General features: G+C 59.2%; 14 protein-coding genes and 2 pseudogenes. 9 read left to right on the forward strand and 7 right to left on the reverse strand.

Annotated elements, in window-relative coordinates; all coding sequences use genetic code 11:
* Nucleotides 1–38 precede the first annotated feature (38 nt).
* Nucleotides 39–1,295, forward strand: coding sequence for a valine--pyruvate transaminase (gene avtA, locus VZP09_RS19740; protein ID WP_048969393.1), 1,257 nt, complete (start codon nucleotides 39–41; stop codon nucleotides 1,293–1,295).
* A gap of 42 nt (nucleotides 1,296–1,337) precedes the next feature.
* Here avtA and VZP09_RS19745 read toward each other — a convergent pair whose 3' ends face one another.
* The 6 genes and pseudogenes from VZP09_RS19745 to VZP09_RS19770 form a co-directional block, all read right to left on the reverse strand.
* On the reverse strand, nucleotides 1,338–1,823 hold the full coding sequence (locus VZP09_RS19745; RefSeq protein WP_002922360.1) for a 4Fe-4S dicluster domain-containing protein: 486 nt from the start codon (nucleotides 1,821–1,823) through the stop codon (nucleotides 1,338–1,340).
* Between the two features lie 109 nt (nucleotides 1,824–1,932).
* Nucleotides 1,933–2,025 (reverse strand): annotated as a pseudogene (locus VZP09_RS19750) (IclR family transcriptional regulator); the annotation flags it as partial.
* A gap of 42 nt (nucleotides 2,026–2,067) precedes the next feature.
* Nucleotides 2,068–3,909 carry a selenocysteine-specific translation elongation factor gene (gene selB / locus VZP09_RS19755; protein ID WP_110230021.1) on the reverse strand — a complete coding sequence of 614 codons (1,842 nt, stop codon included), beginning with the start codon at nucleotides 3,907–3,909 and terminating at the stop codon, nucleotides 2,068–2,070.
* A complete protein-coding gene (gene selA, locus VZP09_RS19760) occupies nucleotides 3,906–5,294 on the reverse strand; it encodes an L-seryl-tRNA(Sec) selenium transferase (RefSeq protein WP_328795360.1) in 1,389 nt (462 codons plus the stop codon). Before selA ends, selB begins: the two co-directional genes overlap by 4 nt.
* Before the next feature lie 105 nt (nucleotides 5,295–5,399).
* Nucleotides 5,400–6,008 (reverse strand): glutathione S-transferase, encoded by a 609-nt coding sequence (locus VZP09_RS19765; protein ID WP_004145238.1) that lies wholly within the window; start codon nucleotides 6,006–6,008, stop codon nucleotides 5,400–5,402.
* A 106-nt stretch (nucleotides 6,009–6,114) separates the two neighbouring features.
* Nucleotides 6,115–6,246: pseudogene (locus tag VZP09_RS19770) on the reverse strand (hypothetical protein); the annotation flags it as partial.
* Nucleotides 6,247–6,975: 729 nt separating this feature from the next.
* Between VZP09_RS19770 and mtlA the strand changes: the two are divergent.
* The 3 genes from mtlA (at nucleotide 6,976) to mtlR (ending at nucleotide 10,728) form a co-directional block, all read left to right on the forward strand.
* Nucleotides 6,976–8,883 (forward strand): PTS mannitol transporter subunit IICBA, encoded by a 1,908-nt coding sequence (mtlA, locus tag VZP09_RS19775; RefSeq protein WP_002922397.1) that lies wholly within the window; start codon nucleotides 6,976–6,978, stop codon nucleotides 8,881–8,883.
* 100 nt (nucleotides 8,884–8,983) lie between these two features.
* Nucleotides 8,984–10,132 carry a mannitol-1-phosphate 5-dehydrogenase gene (mtlD, locus tag VZP09_RS19780; RefSeq protein ID WP_004145239.1) on the forward strand — a complete coding sequence of 383 codons (1,149 nt, stop codon included), beginning with the start codon at nucleotides 8,984–8,986 and terminating at the stop codon, nucleotides 10,130–10,132.
* Nucleotides 10,132–10,728, forward strand: coding sequence for a mannitol operon repressor MtlR (gene mtlR, locus VZP09_RS19785; protein ID WP_002922401.1), 597 nt, complete (start codon nucleotides 10,132–10,134; stop codon nucleotides 10,726–10,728). The genes mtlD and mtlR overlap by 1 nt, the downstream gene beginning before the upstream one ends.
* Here the strand turns inward: mtlR and VZP09_RS19790 are convergent.
* The gene (locus VZP09_RS19790) at nucleotides 10,717–10,941 is read right to left on the reverse strand and encodes a hypothetical protein (RefSeq protein ID WP_002922402.1); all 225 of its coding nucleotides are present in this window, start codon (nucleotides 10,939–10,941) and stop codon (nucleotides 10,717–10,719) included. The two genes, mtlR and VZP09_RS19790, sit on opposite strands and share 12 nt — an antisense overlap.
* A 272-nt stretch (nucleotides 10,942–11,213) precedes the next feature.
* Here VZP09_RS19790 and VZP09_RS19795 point away from each other — a divergent pair, with 272 nt between their 5' ends.
* From VZP09_RS19795 to trmL, 5 genes are all read left to right on the forward strand, one after another.
* A complete protein-coding gene (locus VZP09_RS19795) occupies nucleotides 11,214–11,576 on the forward strand; it encodes a YibL family ribosome-associated protein (protein ID WP_002922410.1) in 363 nt (120 codons plus the stop codon).
* Between the two features lie 285 nt (nucleotides 11,577–11,861).
* Entirely contained in the window at nucleotides 11,862–13,517 is a 1,656-nt protein-coding gene (lldP, locus tag VZP09_RS19800) for an L-lactate permease (protein ID WP_328795361.1), read from the forward strand.
* On the forward strand, nucleotides 13,514–14,287 hold the full coding sequence (gene lldR / locus VZP09_RS19805) for a transcriptional regulator LldR (protein ID WP_002922415.1): 774 nt from the start codon (nucleotides 13,514–13,516) through the stop codon (nucleotides 14,285–14,287). Before lldP ends, lldR begins: the two co-directional genes overlap by 4 nt.
* Nucleotides 14,287–15,471 carry an FMN-dependent L-lactate dehydrogenase LldD gene (gene lldD, locus VZP09_RS19810; RefSeq protein WP_002922420.1) on the forward strand — a complete coding sequence of 395 codons (1,185 nt, stop codon included), beginning with the start codon at nucleotides 14,287–14,289 and terminating at the stop codon, nucleotides 15,469–15,471. Before lldR ends, lldD begins: the two co-directional genes overlap by 1 nt.
* 92 nt (nucleotides 15,472–15,563) lie before the next feature.
* Nucleotides 15,564–16,037 (forward strand): tRNA (uridine(34)/cytosine(34)/5-carboxymethylaminomethyluridine(34)-2'-O)-methyltransferase TrmL, encoded by a 474-nt coding sequence (trmL, locus tag VZP09_RS19815; protein ID WP_002922423.1) that lies wholly within the window; start codon nucleotides 15,564–15,566, stop codon nucleotides 16,035–16,037.
* The last annotated feature ends 19 nt before the right edge of the window (nucleotides 16,038–16,056 follow it).

Genomic DNA, 16,056 nt, shown 5'->3' on the forward strand with positions numbered 1-16,056 from the left:
GTTAGCCACTTTCCAGAACCACCGATAGACTATTCGCGATGACATTTTCCCTTTTCGGCGACAAATTCACCCGTCATTCAGGCATCACCCGCTTGATGGAAGACCTTAATGACGGTCTGCGCACGCCGGGCGCTATTATGCTGGGCGGCGGCAACCCCGCTCAGATCCCGGAAATGAATGACTACTTCCAGCAGCTGCTGGCCAACATGCTGGATAATGGCAAAGCCCTTGATGCGCTTTGTAATTATGATGGTCCACAGGGCAAAAGCGAGCTGCTGGCTCTGCTGGCGAATATGCTGCGCGACGAGCTGGGCTGGGAGATCGAACCACAGAATATTGCGCTAACAAACGGCAGTCAGAGCGCATTTTTCTACTTATTTAATCTGTTTGCAGGCCGTCGGGCAGATGGCACCACCCGTAAGGTACTGTTCCCACTGACGCCGGAATATATCGGCTACGCCGATGCCGGTCTGGAAGAGGATCTGTTCGTTGCCACCCGGCCGAACATCGAACTGCTGCCGGAAGGCCAGTTTAAGTACCATGTTGATTTTGAGCATCTGCAGGTGACGGAAGAGACCGGGATGATCTGCGTCTCGCGCCCCACCAACCCGACCGGCAACGTCATCACTGATGAAGAGCTGATCAAACTGGATGCGCTGGCGAATCAGCACGGGGTCCCGCTGGTGATTGATAACGCCTACGGTGTACCGTTCCCGGGCATTATCTTTAGCGACGCCCGACCGCTGTGGAATCCGAACATCGTGCTGTGTATGAGCCTGTCCAAACTGGGCCTGCCGGGCAGCCGCTGCGGGATTATCATCGCCAACGAAAAAATCATCACCGCCATCAGCAACATGAATGGCATTATCAGCCTCGCCCCTGGCGGCATCGGGCCGGCAATGATGTGCGAAATGATTAAACGACAGGATCTGCTGCGCCTGTCAGAGACGGTGATCAAGCCCTTCTATTACCAGCGGGTGCAGGAAACCATCGCCATTATTCGCCGCTATCTGCCGGAGGAGCGCTGCCTTATTCACAAACCGGAGGGGGCAATCTTCCTCTGGCTGTGGTTTAAGGATCTGCCGATCTCCACCGAGTTGCTGTATCAGCGGCTGAAAAAGCGCGGCGTGCTGATGGTGCCGGGGGATTACTTCTTCCCTGGTCTGGATAAACCGTGGCCGCACACCCACCAGTGTATGCGCATGAACTATGTACCGGACCCGCAAAAAATCGAAGCCGGAGTGAAAATCCTCGCCGAAGAGGTTGAATTTGCCTGGCGCGAACAGGAAGCATAATCTCGGACGCCGCGGGCGGGTAACGTTCGTCAGCGACCCCATTCACGCCAGCGCCAGCCGCTGGCGTTTTTGCGCGCATAGCGCTTCCAGCTCCGCGGGAACCATCACCCGCAGCGCCTGCGTCGGGCAGGCGGCCACGCAGGCCGGTCCTTCGGCGCGGTGATGGCATAGATCGCATTTCAACGCCTGCGCCTGCTGGTTCATTACCGTAACGGTCATCGCGCCGTACGGGCAGGCCACCATGCAGCTTTTGCAGCCGATGCAGCGCCGCTGGTCGACCCACCAGACGTCATTGTCGCGCTGAATCGCCCCCTGTGGGCAAACGCTGGCGCAGGGCGCATCCTCGCACTGCCGACAGGCCATCGCCGTCGATATGTCACCGCTTTTCACCACCCGGATACGCGGCGCGAAATGGTTCGTCGACAGGGCGGCGACATCCTGCGCCTGCTGGTGCGCCACCGCGCAGGCCACTTCGCAGGTACGACAGCCGATGCACCGCTGGGCATTGGCAATAAGAAACTGGTTCATCCTCTGCTCCCTGGGGATAAAACCGCAGGGTGCCAGAATATCCCCTGCCCGCGCTTTGATCTTGAATGGAATCAGCGCTGTTTTTTGTCAGATGGCCGGCAGGATGTGGTCATTTGCCTGACGCTTCACGCACCGTGAAACCCAGCTCACGCGAAATTGCTTCGGCGGTCTCACGTAGTGGTTTTAACAAGTTCTTTTCGCCAGCTCCCCGGCACAAAGTCCGCCGGGGAGCCGACGTTAATGATTACCGGAACAACGCCTTATCGCGCAGGATATGATCGTTGCCGCGACGGCGGGTGAAGCCAATCCGATCGAAATACTCCAGGATCTGGATCGCCAGCTTCCGCCCTACGTTTAAGGTATCGCGGAAATCCGCCGCGCAGGTTGAACCGCGCAGCCGATCCAGCTCGCGCACCCGCTGGGCGAACTGCACAATGCGATCGTTGCGGTAGTAACGATCCTTGACGATCGCGGTAATCATCCCCTGCTGCGCCGCCTGGCGCAGCACCGCGCGCATCAGGGACTCTTCAACATGGACTTCGCGCGCAAGATCGCGCACCCACCACGGATCGTCGCCGAACAGAGTCTCCACCTTCTGCCAGACCGCCTGCTGCTCGTCGGTAAACCCGGCTTTATGCTCCGGCAAATGCAGCCAGCCGTGATGGCTGTGGACTAAGCCGCTCTCGCGCATCTGCTCAATCAGCAGCAGCACCAGCGCTTCATCTTCCATCGGCAGCGCGATGCGGCGCAGGCGCTCCCGGCCAGGGCCCGGCTCGTCTCGATGCTGCTCATGGTAGCGCGCAAGGGCATCCAGCAATTTTCGCTGCCAGCGGGCGGCAAGCGGCGCGCTAAGCAGGCGCTGTCCGGCCTGCAGATAGTCCGGTCGCTGGATCAGGGCCGCCATTCCGGCTTCGCTGAGCTGCCGCGCCCAGGCGAAGTGCTCAAGCCGGACGGCATCCCGCTGCAGATGCAGCTCCAGCGCCTGCGCATCGTCAGCGCCGACCGCTGCCAGGGCGTGCAGCCACTGCAGATATTCCGGTTTACGTTTGCCGCGACGCGGAGGATCCAGCGTCACCACCCGTGCGCCCGCCAGCGTCAAGCGAGCAGAGATATCGCGGAGCACCAGCCGGTCGTTATCCGCCAGCCACAGCGGAGTATCCAGCACCAGCTCCGCCAGGTTGCCCTCAAGAAGCGACACCCGGCCGGTAATGTGGCTGGCAGCATGGTGAATATGCAGCGGCTGCCACTGGCTGAGCGGCGTATGGCACTGCAACTCGACAATCACCCGTTCTGCTGGCTCCGGCGGTGGTGAGGAGAGCAGCCAGTCGCCGCGGTGCACTGCCTCTTTTTGCGCATCGCCGACAATGTTCAGCGCAATGCGCTGTCCGGCGTGCGCCTGCTCAACCGCTTGATTCTGGGCATGCAGGCCGCGGACGCGCATCGGCGTGTTGACGCCGGTAAGCCATAGGGTATCCCCGACCCGTACTTCGCCGGAGAGCGCCGTCCCGGTGACCACCAGCCCCGCGCCTTTGACGGTAAAAGCGCGATCCAGCGCCAGGCGAAACCGCTGCTGCTGCGGGCGGGGGCGCTCCGCAAGCTGCAGCAGATGGCTGCGCAGTTCCGCAATACCGATGTTTTCCGCCGCCGCGGTGGGAAAGAAAGCGACGGCGTCAAAGCCCAGCTCGCGCAGAGTCTGCTCGACCTCCGCCCGGACCTCCTCCACCCTGGCGGCCGCCACGCGGTCCGTTTTGGTGAGCGCCACGGTCAGCGTCGGCTTTCCGGTCAACTGCAGGATCGCCAGGTGTTCGCGGGTTTGCGCCATCACCCCGTCATCGCAGGCCACCACCAGCAGCGCATGGTCAATACCCCCTACCCCCGCCAGCATGTTGGACAAAAACTTTTCGTGCCCGGGAACGTCAATAAATCCCAGCACCCGCCCGTCCGGCTGCGGCCAGTAGGCATAGCCGAGATCGATCGTCATTCCCCGCGCTTTCTCTTCCGGCAGACGATCGGCATTTACGCCGGTTATCGCCTGCAGCAGCGTCGTTTTGCCGTGGTCAACATGTCCAGCGGTGGCAATAATCATCGTAACAACATCTCCATAAAGCGGGTTTCATCTTCCAGACAGCGCAGGTCCAGCCAGAGCCGACCGTCATAAATGCGGCCAATCACCGGACACGGCAGCGCGCGCCAGCGGGCCGCCAGCGCCTCCAGCCGGCTACCACGGCCGTCATGCGGGGTAAAGGTCAACGCCGCGCTGGGCAGGCGGTCGACGGGTAACGAGCCGCTGCCAATCTGCGACTGGCAAGCTGCCACGCTGACGGCAAAATCAGCATAGTGTGCCGCCAGGTCAGGCTGCAGGCGTTCAGCCAGCCGGCGGATCTCCTCCGCCGGACGGGTGAGCAGGCGCAGCGTCGGCAATTTCTCCCTCAGCGCCTCCGGGTGCTGATAGAGGCGCAGCGTAGCCTCCAGCGCCGCGAGGGTCATTTTATCGGCGCGCAGGGCCCGCTTCAGCGGGTGGCTTTGCAGCTGGGCAATCAGCGCGCGTTTGCCGACGATAATCCCGGCCTGCGGGCCACCGAGCAGCTTGTCGCCGGAGAAACTGACCAGGCTCACCCCGGCGGCGATCATCTCCTGCGGCATCGGCTCCTTTGGCAGGCCATACTGACTGAGATCCACCAGCGACCCGCTGCCCAGGTCGGCTACCACCGGAACATCCAGTTCGCGGCCAATGGCCGCCAGCTCCGCTTCGTCGACGGCTTTGGTAAAGCCCTCAATACTGTAGTTGCTGGTGTGGACCTTCATCAGCAGCGCGGTATTGTCATTCACCGCCTGGCGATAATCTTTGACATGGGTGCGGTTGGTGGTACCCACTTCGTGCAGCTGGCAACCCGCCTGGCGCATCACGTCGGGGATGCGAAATGCCCCGCCGATCTCCACCAGTTCGCCGCGAGAGACCACCACTTCGCGACCGCTGGCGGTGGCCGCCAGCATCAGCAGAACGGCCGCCGCGTTGTTGTTCACGATACAGGCATCTTCCGCGCCGGTGATCTGGCACAGCAGATCGGCAATGGCGCGATCGCGATGGCCGCGCCCGGCGTCGTCGAGATCATATTCGAGCGTCACCGGCGCGCGCATCGCGCTGGCGACCGCCTCCACAGCCGACTCCGCCTGAATGGCGCGCCCCAGATTGGTATGCAATACCGTACCGGTGAGATTAAACACCGGACGCAGGGCGCTCCGCTGGCCGGCGGTGAGCCGCTGCGCGCAGGCGCTCGGCCAGTCATGGCTCCAGTCCGGCAGTGTCTGATACTGGCGGATTTGCTCCCGCGCCTCATCCAGCATCTGGCGCAGCTGCGCCACCACCTGCGAATGGCCGTGCTGCGCCAGCAGGGGAGAAAAAGCGGGGTCGCGTAGTAAGTGGTCAATGGCCGGAAGCCGGGTATAAAGCGCACGAATTTCGGTAGTCATGAATGGGCCTGGCGGTAAGTTATTTTCCCCCCTCCCGACGGGAGAGGGAGTCAACAATCAGCGGCGATTGTAACGCCTCCTTGCGCAAACTGTTACCTGCCTGGGTCAAGTCCGCGGCGGTTCAGTGCGCGCAAAGCTGGCGCGCTGGAACAACGCATCCACCAGCTTCACCAGCTGCGGCCGGGTGGCGCACCAGCCGGGCGCGACCCGGCGAAAGTTCAGATAAGCAATGGCGCAGGCCGTGGAAATGGTCGCCAGATTAACCTCGTCGCCGCGCAGCGTTCCGTCTGCCGCGCAGGCTTCCAGCCTGTCGAGACCGCGAGCCACTTTCTCCCGCTGGCGGAGCAGTTCTTGCTCTGACTGTTGCGCGCCCGGGCGAGCCTTTTCACGCACCAGCGCCTGGGCGGCCTCCATCACGCCATCCGCCAGCGCCTCTAGCTGGCGCATCCTGAGAGCGGCTCTGGGGTCGGCGGGGATCATCGGCGGCGCCACGCCCAGCAGCTCCAGATACTGGGCGATGACCGGGGAGTCAAACCAGCACTCACCGTCGTCCGTAACCAGCGCCGGTACCTTGCCCAGCGGGTTATAGCGCGCCACACCGTTGCTTTCGCTGTAGGGGGATTCGTTGACAAACTCAAAAGGGATGCGCTTTTCCAGCAGGATCACCGATATTTTGCGCACAAAGGGACTGGTGTAGCTGCCGATCAGTTTCATAGCCTGCTCCTTATCGCCAACAAATTATCGCCAACAAAGATATGAGTATGGCTCAGGGCAGGACAAAAGGCAGGTGAGCGTCCGGTTCAACCTGCCGCGGATCGCATTAATGATCGAGATAGAGGTAGTGCATCCAGCTGGTCATCCGCAGCAGCACTTTACGCATCACCGAGACGTGGGTGAAATGGTCGGAGTAGACCGCCACCTGCGCGTAGATACCATCGGGTAATGCTGATAGCCCTTGTTCAAGCGATCGCGTTCCGTCGACACGCGGGTGGTATTGGCTTNGCCTCAGAGAGCTGCGGCTTGGGGACGTTAATACAGTACAGCGTCGTTACCAGGTTGGCCTACAGGCGGTCGACTCGCGCCTGATAGGGCGCCGGGTCAATCGTAAATAGCGCCTCGCCTTTCTCGACGCGCTGAGTGGCTCTATCGGTTCGGCTTTACGGGAATTATTTATCTGATTTTATTCACAATATACTGATATTCGCCCCGCTATTTTGAGCATAATTCACGCCTTTCATTTATGCCATCCGGCGTAAAAAAGTTATTCGGCAATTAAGGTTGCTTAGTTACAGGGTCATCCCGGCGTGGAAGCAAAACCGGGCCGAGATCACAGCGGCGTAAACCCCTCGCGAAATTCTTTGTGATCAAAATCACAAACAAACAACAAAAACACGAAACAAAAATGTGACAAATATCACACAAAAAGGCAGATCAGCGGCTAAAAAGGCGCTGTGTTGTTTTTTTACACAGTAATTTTGTGATCATCATCACTACAAAACCCTCTTAGCCCCCTATATTCATGTGATCCAAATCACATAAAAGGGCGCTGGCTGGACAGCTAAACGATTCAGTGCCAGATTTCGCACTATCAATCAGGGCCCGGCTACCTCTGCCGCCACATTAACAACAAACCTCGGGCTTTAAGCCTGCGCGCTACGCAAAACAGAAGAAGGGGTGTTTTATGTCATCCGATATCAAGATCAAAGTGCAAAGCTTTGGTCGTTTCCTCAGCAATATGGTGATGCCGAATATCGGCGCGTTTATCGCGTGGGGTATCATCACCGCGCTTTTCATTCCGACAGGGTGGTTGCCAAACGAAACGCTGGCGAAGCTGGTCGGTCCGATGATCACCTACCTGCTGCCGCTGCTGATCGGTTACACCGGCGGTAAATTAGTCGGCGGCGAACGTGGCGGCGTGGTCGGGGCGATCACCACCATGGGCGTTATCGTCGGCGCGGATATGCCGATGTTCCTCGGCTCCATGATTGCCGGCCCGCTGGGCGGCTACTGCATCAAGAAATTCGATAACTGGGTAGACGGTAAGATCAAATCCGGTTTTGAAATGCTGGTGAATAACTTCTCCGCCGGCATCATCGGGATGATCCTCGCCATTCTGGCCTTCCTCGGCATCGGCCCGGCGGTCGAAGTTCTGTCGAAAATTCTGGCGGCTGGCGTTAACTTTATGGTGGCGCACGACATGCTGCCGCTGGCGTCTATCTTCGTCGAACCGGCAAAAATCCTGTTCCTTAACAACGCCATCAACCACGGTATCTTCTCGCCGCTGGGTATTCAGCAGTCCCACGAGCTGGGTAAATCCATCTTCTTCCTGATTGAAGCTAACCCGGGTCCAGGGATGGGCGTTCTGCTGGCGTACATGTTCTTTGGCCGCGGCAGCGCAAAACAGTCTGCAGGCGGGGCGGCTATCATCCACTTCCTGGGTGGTATCCATGAAATCTACTTCCCGTACGTGCTGATGAACCCGCGCCTGATCCTGGCCGTTATCCTCGGCGGGATGACCGGTGTCTTCACCCTGACTATCCTCAATGGCGGTCTGGTTTCCCCGGCTTCCCCGGGTTCCATTCTGGCGGTACTGGCGATGACGCCGAAAGGCGCCTACTTCGCTAACATCGCCGCGATTATCGCAGCGATGGCGGTCTCCTTCGTGGTCTCTGCGGTTCTGCTCAAGACCAGCAAAGTCAAAGAAGAAGACGATATCGAAGCCGCAACGCGTCGTATGCATGACATGAAAGCGGAATCCAAAGGCGCCAGCCCGCTGGCGGCCGGCAATGTCACCAACGACCTGAGCCATGTGCGTAAAATCATCGTCGCCTGCGACGCCGGGATGGGTTCCAGCGCCATGGGCGCCGGGGTACTGCGCAAGAAAGTGCAGGATGCCGGGCTGAGCAACATCTCGGTCACCAACAGCGCAATCAATAACCTGCCGCCGGATGTTGACCTGGTCATCACCCACCGCGACCTTACCGAGCGCGCCATGCGCCAGGTACCGCAGGCGCAGCATATTTCGCTGACCAACTTCCTCGACAGCGGTCTGTACACCAGCCTGACCGAGCGCCTGGTCGCGGCCCAGCGCCACATCGACAACGAAGTCAAAGTCACCGATAGCCTGAAAGACAGCTTTGACGATACTAACAACAACCTGTTCCAGCTGGGCGCGGATAACATCTTCCTCGGTCGCAAAGCAGCCACCAAAGAAGAAGCCATTCGCTTCGCCGGTGAGCAGCTGGTGAAAGGCGGCTACGTCGAGCCGGAATATGTGCAGGCGATGCTGGACCGCGAAAAACTGACCTCGACCTATCTCGGCGAGTCCATCGCGGTACCGCACGGCACCATCGAAGCGAAGGACCGCGTGCTGAAAACCGGCGTCGTCTTCTGCCAGTACCCGGAAGGCGTGCGCTTCGGTGAAGAAGAAGATGAAGTCGCGCGTCTGGTCATCGGCATCGCCGCTCGTAATAACGAGCACATTCAGGTTATCACCAGTCTGACTAACGCCCTGGATGACGAAACCGTGATTGAGCGCCTGGCGAAAACCACCAGCGTCGACGAAGTTCTGGCGCTGTTAAATAAATAATCAACGCTATCCAACCCTCTCCTTTGGGAGAGGGTTGGGGTGAGGGGAAAGGCCTCACCCCAGCCCTCTCAGGTGAAAACATTAATTGAAGGTTAATACTATGAAAGCATTACATTTTGGCGCAGGTAATATCGGACGTGGCTTTATCGGTAAATTGCTGGCCGACGCGGGCATCGAACTGACGTTTGCCGATGTCAATCAGACCGTACTTGATGCCCTGAATGCCCGTCATAGCTATCAGGTTCACGTCGTCGGTGAGAATGAGCAGGTGGACACCGTCTCCGGCGTCAATGCCGTCAGCAGCATCGGCGATGAGGTTGTGGACCTGATCGCTGAGGTGGATCTGGTCACCACCGCCGTCGGTCCCGTCGTGCTCGAGCGCATCGCGCCAGCGATCGCCAAAGGGCTGGCGCAGCGCAAAGCGCAGGGCACCGAACGCCCGCTGAACATCATCGCCTGCGAAAATATGGTGCGCGGCACCACGCAGTTAAAAGGCCACGTGTTTAACGCGCTGGCGGAAGAAGATAAAGCGTGGGTGGAAGCGCATATCGGCTTTGTCGACTCTGCCGTTGACCGTATTGTGCCGCCATCGGCTTCCGCCACTCATGACCCGCTGGAAGTCACCGTGGAAACCTTTAGCGAATGGATTGTCGATAAGACTCAGTTCAAGGGCGCGCTGCCGACTATCCCGGGGATGGAATTAACTGATAACCTGATGGCATTTGTCGAACGCAAGCTCTTCACCTTGAACACCGGGCATGCTATAACCGCCTACCTCGGAAAACTGGCGGGCCATCAGACGATTCGCGACGCGATCCTCGACGAGAAAATTCGTGCCGTCGTGCAGGGCGCGATGGAAGAGAGCGGCGCGGTGCTGATCAAACGTTACGCCTTTGACCCGCAGAAGCACGCGGCTTATATCCAGAAAATACTTGGTCGTTTCGAGAACCCGTACCTGAAAGACGATGTTGAGCGCGTTGGCCGTCAGCCGCTGCGCAAACTGAGCGCTGGCGACCGTTTAATTAAGCCGCTGCTGGGTACACTGGAATACGGGCTGCCGCACCGCAACCTGGTGAAAGGGATTGCGGCGGCGATGCATTTCCGTAGCGAAGACGATCCGCAGGCGCAGGAGCTGGCGGCACTGATCGCCGACAAGGGGCCGCAGGCCGCGCTGGCGCAGATTTCCGGCCTGGATGCCGCAAGTGATGTCGTCGCGGAGGCCGTTAACGACTACAACGCGGAAAAATGATGCACAACCTGGCGCGGCCGACGTCGCGCCCATTACGACTCCTGTCAGATATGCAGGCAATGATGGAAGAAACACAAGCATTTGAAAACCGTGTGCTTGAGCGTCTGAATGCTGGCAAAACCGTACGAAGCTTCCTGATCGCCACCGTCGAGCTGTTAACGGAAGCGGTCAATATTCTGGTGCTTCAGGTGTTCCGTAAAGACGACTACGCGGTGAAATACGCCGTCGAGCCCTTGCTGGAGGGCAGCGGGCCGCTCGGCGATCTCTCTGTACGCCTGAAGCTGATTTATGGCCTTGGGGTGATAAGTCGTGCCGAATATGAAGACGCTGAGCTGCTGATGGCCCTGCGCGAAGAGCTTAACCACGACGGCAATGAGTACAGCTTTACCGACGACGAAATTATCGGTCCGTTCGGCGAACTGCACTGCGTCGCCGCCCTGCCGCCAACGCCGCAATTTGATGACAGCGATGCCGAACTGCTGGCAATGCAGAAACTGCGTTACCAGCAGATGGTGCGCTCAACGATGGTGCTGTCCCTGACTGAGCTGATTTCACGAATCAGCTTAAAAAAAGCCTTTCAGAAATCAACGCTCTGATTCCGGTTCCGTCTGGTCGCAGGTCGGCCGGTAAAGCTGACGATAATATTCCAGACGCTGCAGGAACAACGCTTCCTTATCCTGAGGAATGTCTCGCGGTACATGCTGCAGACGCGGAGACTTTTTCAAATACTCCATAAACGCCTGACTGGAAGCCATAAAATCAACCGCTTTGTCGATTAAACGTGGTACGCCGTCGCCGATCTTTGCCATCACGTCCTCCTTTTGGGAATAATCTGATTAAGCATTAGCCAATTCACCAGCGTGGGTTAAGGAAAACGTGCTTATCTGCCGACAGGCTTCACAGAAATGAAATTAGAACGGGTATTAGGCGGAATATTAATAAAATTCAAATTATTAGCGATAAATGATATTGCATTCCGCCGGCGACAAATGGCGAATTTTTGATAAATAGCTATCAACAATAGCGGTCACGGCACATACTATAGGCGAATGAAGCCCCTTTATTAACAGATCAAATCACCATGAAAGAAGTCGAAAAGAATGAAATCAAGCGTCTGAGCGATCGTCTCGACGCCATCCGCCACCAGCAGGCCGAGCTGTCGCTGGTGGAAGCCGCCGATAAATATGCTGAACTGGAAAAAGAAAAAGCCACTCTGGAAACGGAGATTGAACGTCTGCGTTCCGTCCAGAGCCAGAAGCTGAGCAAAGAGGCGCAGAAACTGATGAGCCTGCCGTTCCGCCGCGCGATTACCAAAAAAGAGCAGGCCGATATGGGCAAGCTGAAGAAAAGCGTTCGCGGCCTGGTGGTTGTCCATCCGATGACCGCCCTGGGCCGGGAAATGGGTCTGAAAGAGATGACCGGTTTCGCCCGCAGCGAATTTTGATCCCCAGCCCTCTCCGTACGGAGAGGGCTATTCTGTCTTCACTCCCCCACATTTTTACCTTCAGCCGGGTCGATTGGTCCAACCAATAATTTCATCCACCCCCTGGCAGTTCACAAATCCGTCAAAACCCATCACAAACACGTTGCTTAAGAGTAACATCTGATTAACCATTCATTGTCATCAACCCTGATACCCTTAATTGGCCGGGCCAATTTTACTTTCGGTGGGATCGGCAATGAGCGCAGACTCAGCCCTCCTCTCCTGGCGGCCCGATGGAGACCCTGCATGAATCTCTGGCAACAAAACTACGATCCCGCCGGTAATATCTGGCTATCCAGTCTTATCGCATCGCTACCGATTCTGTTTTTCTTTTTTGCGCTGATTAAGCTCAAACTGAAAGGCTACATCGCTGCCACCTGGACCGTCGCAATCGCGCTGGTCGTTGCCTTACTGTTCTATAAAATGCCGGTGGACCGCGCCTTAGCCTCGGTGGTCTACGGCTTCTTCTACGGCCTGTGGCCTATAGCGTGGATTATTATCGCCGCGGTCTTCGTCTATAAAATCTCGGTGAAGACCGGACAGTTCGACATCATCCGCTCATCGATTCTGTCGATTACGCCGGACCAGCGCCTGCAGATGCTGATCGTCGGCTTCTCGTTCGGCGCCTTTCTCGAAGGGGCGGCGGGTTTCGGCGCACCGGTCGCGATTACCGCCGCGCTGCTGGTTGGTCTCGGGTTTAACCCGCTGTATGCGGCTGGCCTGTGCCTGATCGTCAACACCGCGCCGGTGGCCTTCGGCGCGATGGGCATCCCGATTCTGGTCGCCGGCCAGGTGACCGGTATCGATAGCTTCGCCATCGGCCAGATGGTGGGCCGCCAGCTGCCGTTCCTGACCATTATCGTGCTGTTCTGGATCATGGCGATTATGGACGGCTGGCGCGGCATTAAAGAGACCTGGCCGGCGGTGATAGTCGCAGGCGGTTCGTTCGCTATTGCCCAGTACCTCAGCTCGAACTTCCTTGGCCCGGAGCTGCCGGATATCATCTCGTCGCTGGTCTCCCTGGTCTGTCTGACCCTGTTCCTCAAACGCTGGCAGCCGGTACGCATCTTCCGCTTCGGCGATCTCGGCGCCTCGCAGGTGGATATGACGCTGGCCCGCACACGCTACACGGCGGGACAAGTGACCCGCGCCTGGTCGCCGTTCCTGTTCCTGACCGCCACCGTGACCCTGTGGAGCGTGCCGCCATTCAAAGCGCTGTTCGCTCCTGGCGGCGCGATGTATGACTTCGTTATCAATATTTCGGTACCATTCCTCGACAAAATGGTTGCCCGTATGCCGCCGGTGGTTAGCGCCGCAACGCCCTACGCCGCGGTATATAAATTCGACTGGCTGTCGGCAACCGGCACCGCCATTCTGTTCGCCGCCCTGCTGTCCATCGTCTGGCTGCGCATGAAGCCGAAAGATGCGCTGACCACCTTCGCCGGGACGCTGAAGGATCTGGCGCTGCCGATCTACTCTATCGGCATGGTGCTGGCGTTCGCCTTTATCTCTAACTATTCCGGGCTGTCGTCGACGCTGGCCCTGGCGCTGGCCCATACCGGCCACGCGTTTACCTTCTTCTCGCCGTTCCTTGGCTGGCTGGGGGTATTCCTGACCGGTTCGGACACCTCGTCTAACGCCCTGTTCGCCGCGCTGCAGGCAACGGCGGCGCAGCAGATTGGCGTCTCCGATATTCTGCTGGTCGCGGCCAATACCACCGGCGGCGTTACCGGCAAGATGATTTCCCCGCAGTCGATCGCCATCGCCTGCGCCGCGGTAGGCCTGGTGGGCAAAGAGTCGGATCTGTTCCGCTTTACCGTCAAACATAGCCTGATCTTCACCTGCATGGTGGGGCTGATCACCACGCTGCAGGCCTACGTTTTAACCTGGATGATCCCGTGATAGTGATGCCTAAACGCCTGGCCGACGACGTGGCGCGTCGCGTCCGGGCGCTGATTGAAGAACAACAGCTGGAGGCGGGCATGCGACTGCCCGCCGAGCGCCAGCTCGCCGCCCAGCTCGGCGTCTCACGCAATTCCCTGCGCGAAGCGCTGGCGATGCTGGTCAATGAAGGGGTGCTGTTGAGCCGTCGCGGCGGCGGCACCTTCGTCCGTTTTCAGCATGAGCCGTGGTCAGAGCAAAACATCGTCCAGCCGCTGAAGACGCTGCTGGCCGATGACCCGGACTACAGCTTCGATATCCTCGAGGCCCGCCACGCCATCGAAGCCAGCACCGCGTGGCACGCGGCGATGCGCGCCACCGACGCCGATAAAGAAAAAATTCGTCTGTGCTTTGAAGCGACCCAGAGTGAAGACCCGGATATCGCCTCGCAGGCGGATGTCCGCTTTCACCTGGCGATCGCCGAAGCCTCGCATAACGTGGTGCTCCTGCAAACCATGCGCGGCTTTTTCGACCTGCTGCACTCCTCCGTTAAGCAGAGCCGCCAGCGCATGTATCAGGTGCCGCCGGTGTTTGCCCGCCTGACCGAACAGCACCAGGCCGTCATGGAGGCGATTGTCGCCGGCGACGCCGAGGCGGCGCGCCAGGCGATGATGGGCCACTTAGGCTTTGTCCACGCCACCATCAAACGTTTTGATGAAGACCAGGCCCGCCAGGCGCGAATTACCCGCCTGCCCGGTGACCACAATGAAAATTCCAGGGAGAACTCGTGATGATTATTTCCGCCGCCAGCGACTATCGCGCCGCCGCACAGCGTATCCTGCCGCCGTTTCTGTTCCACTATATTGACGGCGGCGCCTACGCCGAACATACCCTGCGCCGCAACGTCGAGGACCTTTCCGATGTAGCCTTGCGCCAGCGTATTTTGCGCAATATGTCGGACCTGAGTCTGGAAACGACATTATTCAACGAGAAGCTGGCGATGCCGACGGCGTTGGCGCCGGTCGGGCTGTGCGGGATGTACGCCCGCCGCGGCGAAGTGCAGGCCGCCGGCGCGGCGGACGACAAAGGCATTCCGTTCACCCTCTCTACCGTTTCCGTCTGCCCGATCGAAGAGGTCGCCCCGACCATCAAGCGCCCGATGTGGTTCCAGCTGTATGTCCTGCGCGACCGCGGCTTTATGCGCAATGCGCTGGAGCGCGCCAAAGCCGCCGGCTGCTCGACGCTGGTCTTTACCGTCGATATGCCGACTCCCGGCGCCCGCTACCGCGACGCCCATTCAGGCATGAGCGGCCCGAACGCCGCCCTGCGCCGCTACTGGCAGGCCGTCACCCATCCGCAGTGGGCGTGGGACGTCGGCCTTAACGGTCGCCCGCACGATCTGGGCAATATCTCCGCCTATCTCGGCAAACCGACCGGGCTTGAGGATTACATTGGCTGGCTGGCGAATAACTTCGATCCGTCGATTTCATGGAAAGACCTGGAGTGGATCCGCGATTTCTGGGACGGTCCGATGGTGATCAAAGGGATCCTCGATCCGGAGGACGCCCGCGACGCGGTGCGCTTCGGCGCTGACGGCATTGTCGTCTCCAACCACGGCGGCCGCCAGCTCGATGGCGTGCTCTCCTCGGCCCGCGCCCTGCCGGCAATTGCCGACGCGGTGAAAGGCGACATCACTATTCTCGCCGACAGCGGCATCCGTAACGGGCTCGACGTGGTGCGGATGATCGCTCTGGGCGCCGACAGCGTGCTACTGGGCCGCGCTTACCTGTACGCCCTGGCGACCCACGGTAAGCAGGGCGTGGCGAATCTGCTGAACCTCATCGAGAAAGAGATGAAAGTGGCGATGACCCTCACCGGGGCGAAAAGCATCCGTGAAATCAGCCGTGATTCGCTGGTGCAGAACGCCGAAGCGCTGCAGACCTTCGATGCGCTGAAGCAGAATAACGCCGCGTAATTCTCCACGTTTTCCCTTACGCCGCCCCTCTCCCTCAGGGTGAGGGTTCGCCAAATATCTGCTATTCTGCCCCCCGCAATTAAGGGGGCAGTATGCTGAACATCGTGTTATTCGAACCAGAGATCCCGCCGAACACCGGGAATATTATCCGCCTGTGCGCCAACACGGGCTTCAGTCTGCATATCATTGAGCCGATGGGCTTCACCTGGGACGATAAACGCCTGAGACGCGCCGGACTGGACTATCACGAGTTCACTGCCGTGCAGCGCCATGCGGATTACGCGGCGTTTGTCGCCAGCGCGCAGCCGCAGCGTCTGTTCGCCCTGACCACCAAAGGCACGCCTGCGCACAGCGCAGTGAGCTATCAGGACGGCGATTTCTTGATGTTTGGCCCGGAAACCCGCGGTCTGCCGGCCAGCATCCTCGATGCCCTGCCGCCGGAGCAGAAAATCCGTATTCCGATGATGCCGGACAGCCGCAGTATGAACCTGTCAAACGCGGTGTCGGTGGTGGTGTATGAAGCCTGGCGCCAGCTGGGGTATCCTGGCGCGGTCTTGCGCAGCTAACCTGAGTGGGTCCCGGATT

The sequence above is a fragment of the Klebsiella sp. EMBS2024 genome (assembly GCF_036233805.1).
Classification (GTDB): Bacteria; Pseudomonadota; Gammaproteobacteria; order Enterobacterales; family Enterobacteriaceae; genus Klebsiella; species Klebsiella pneumoniae.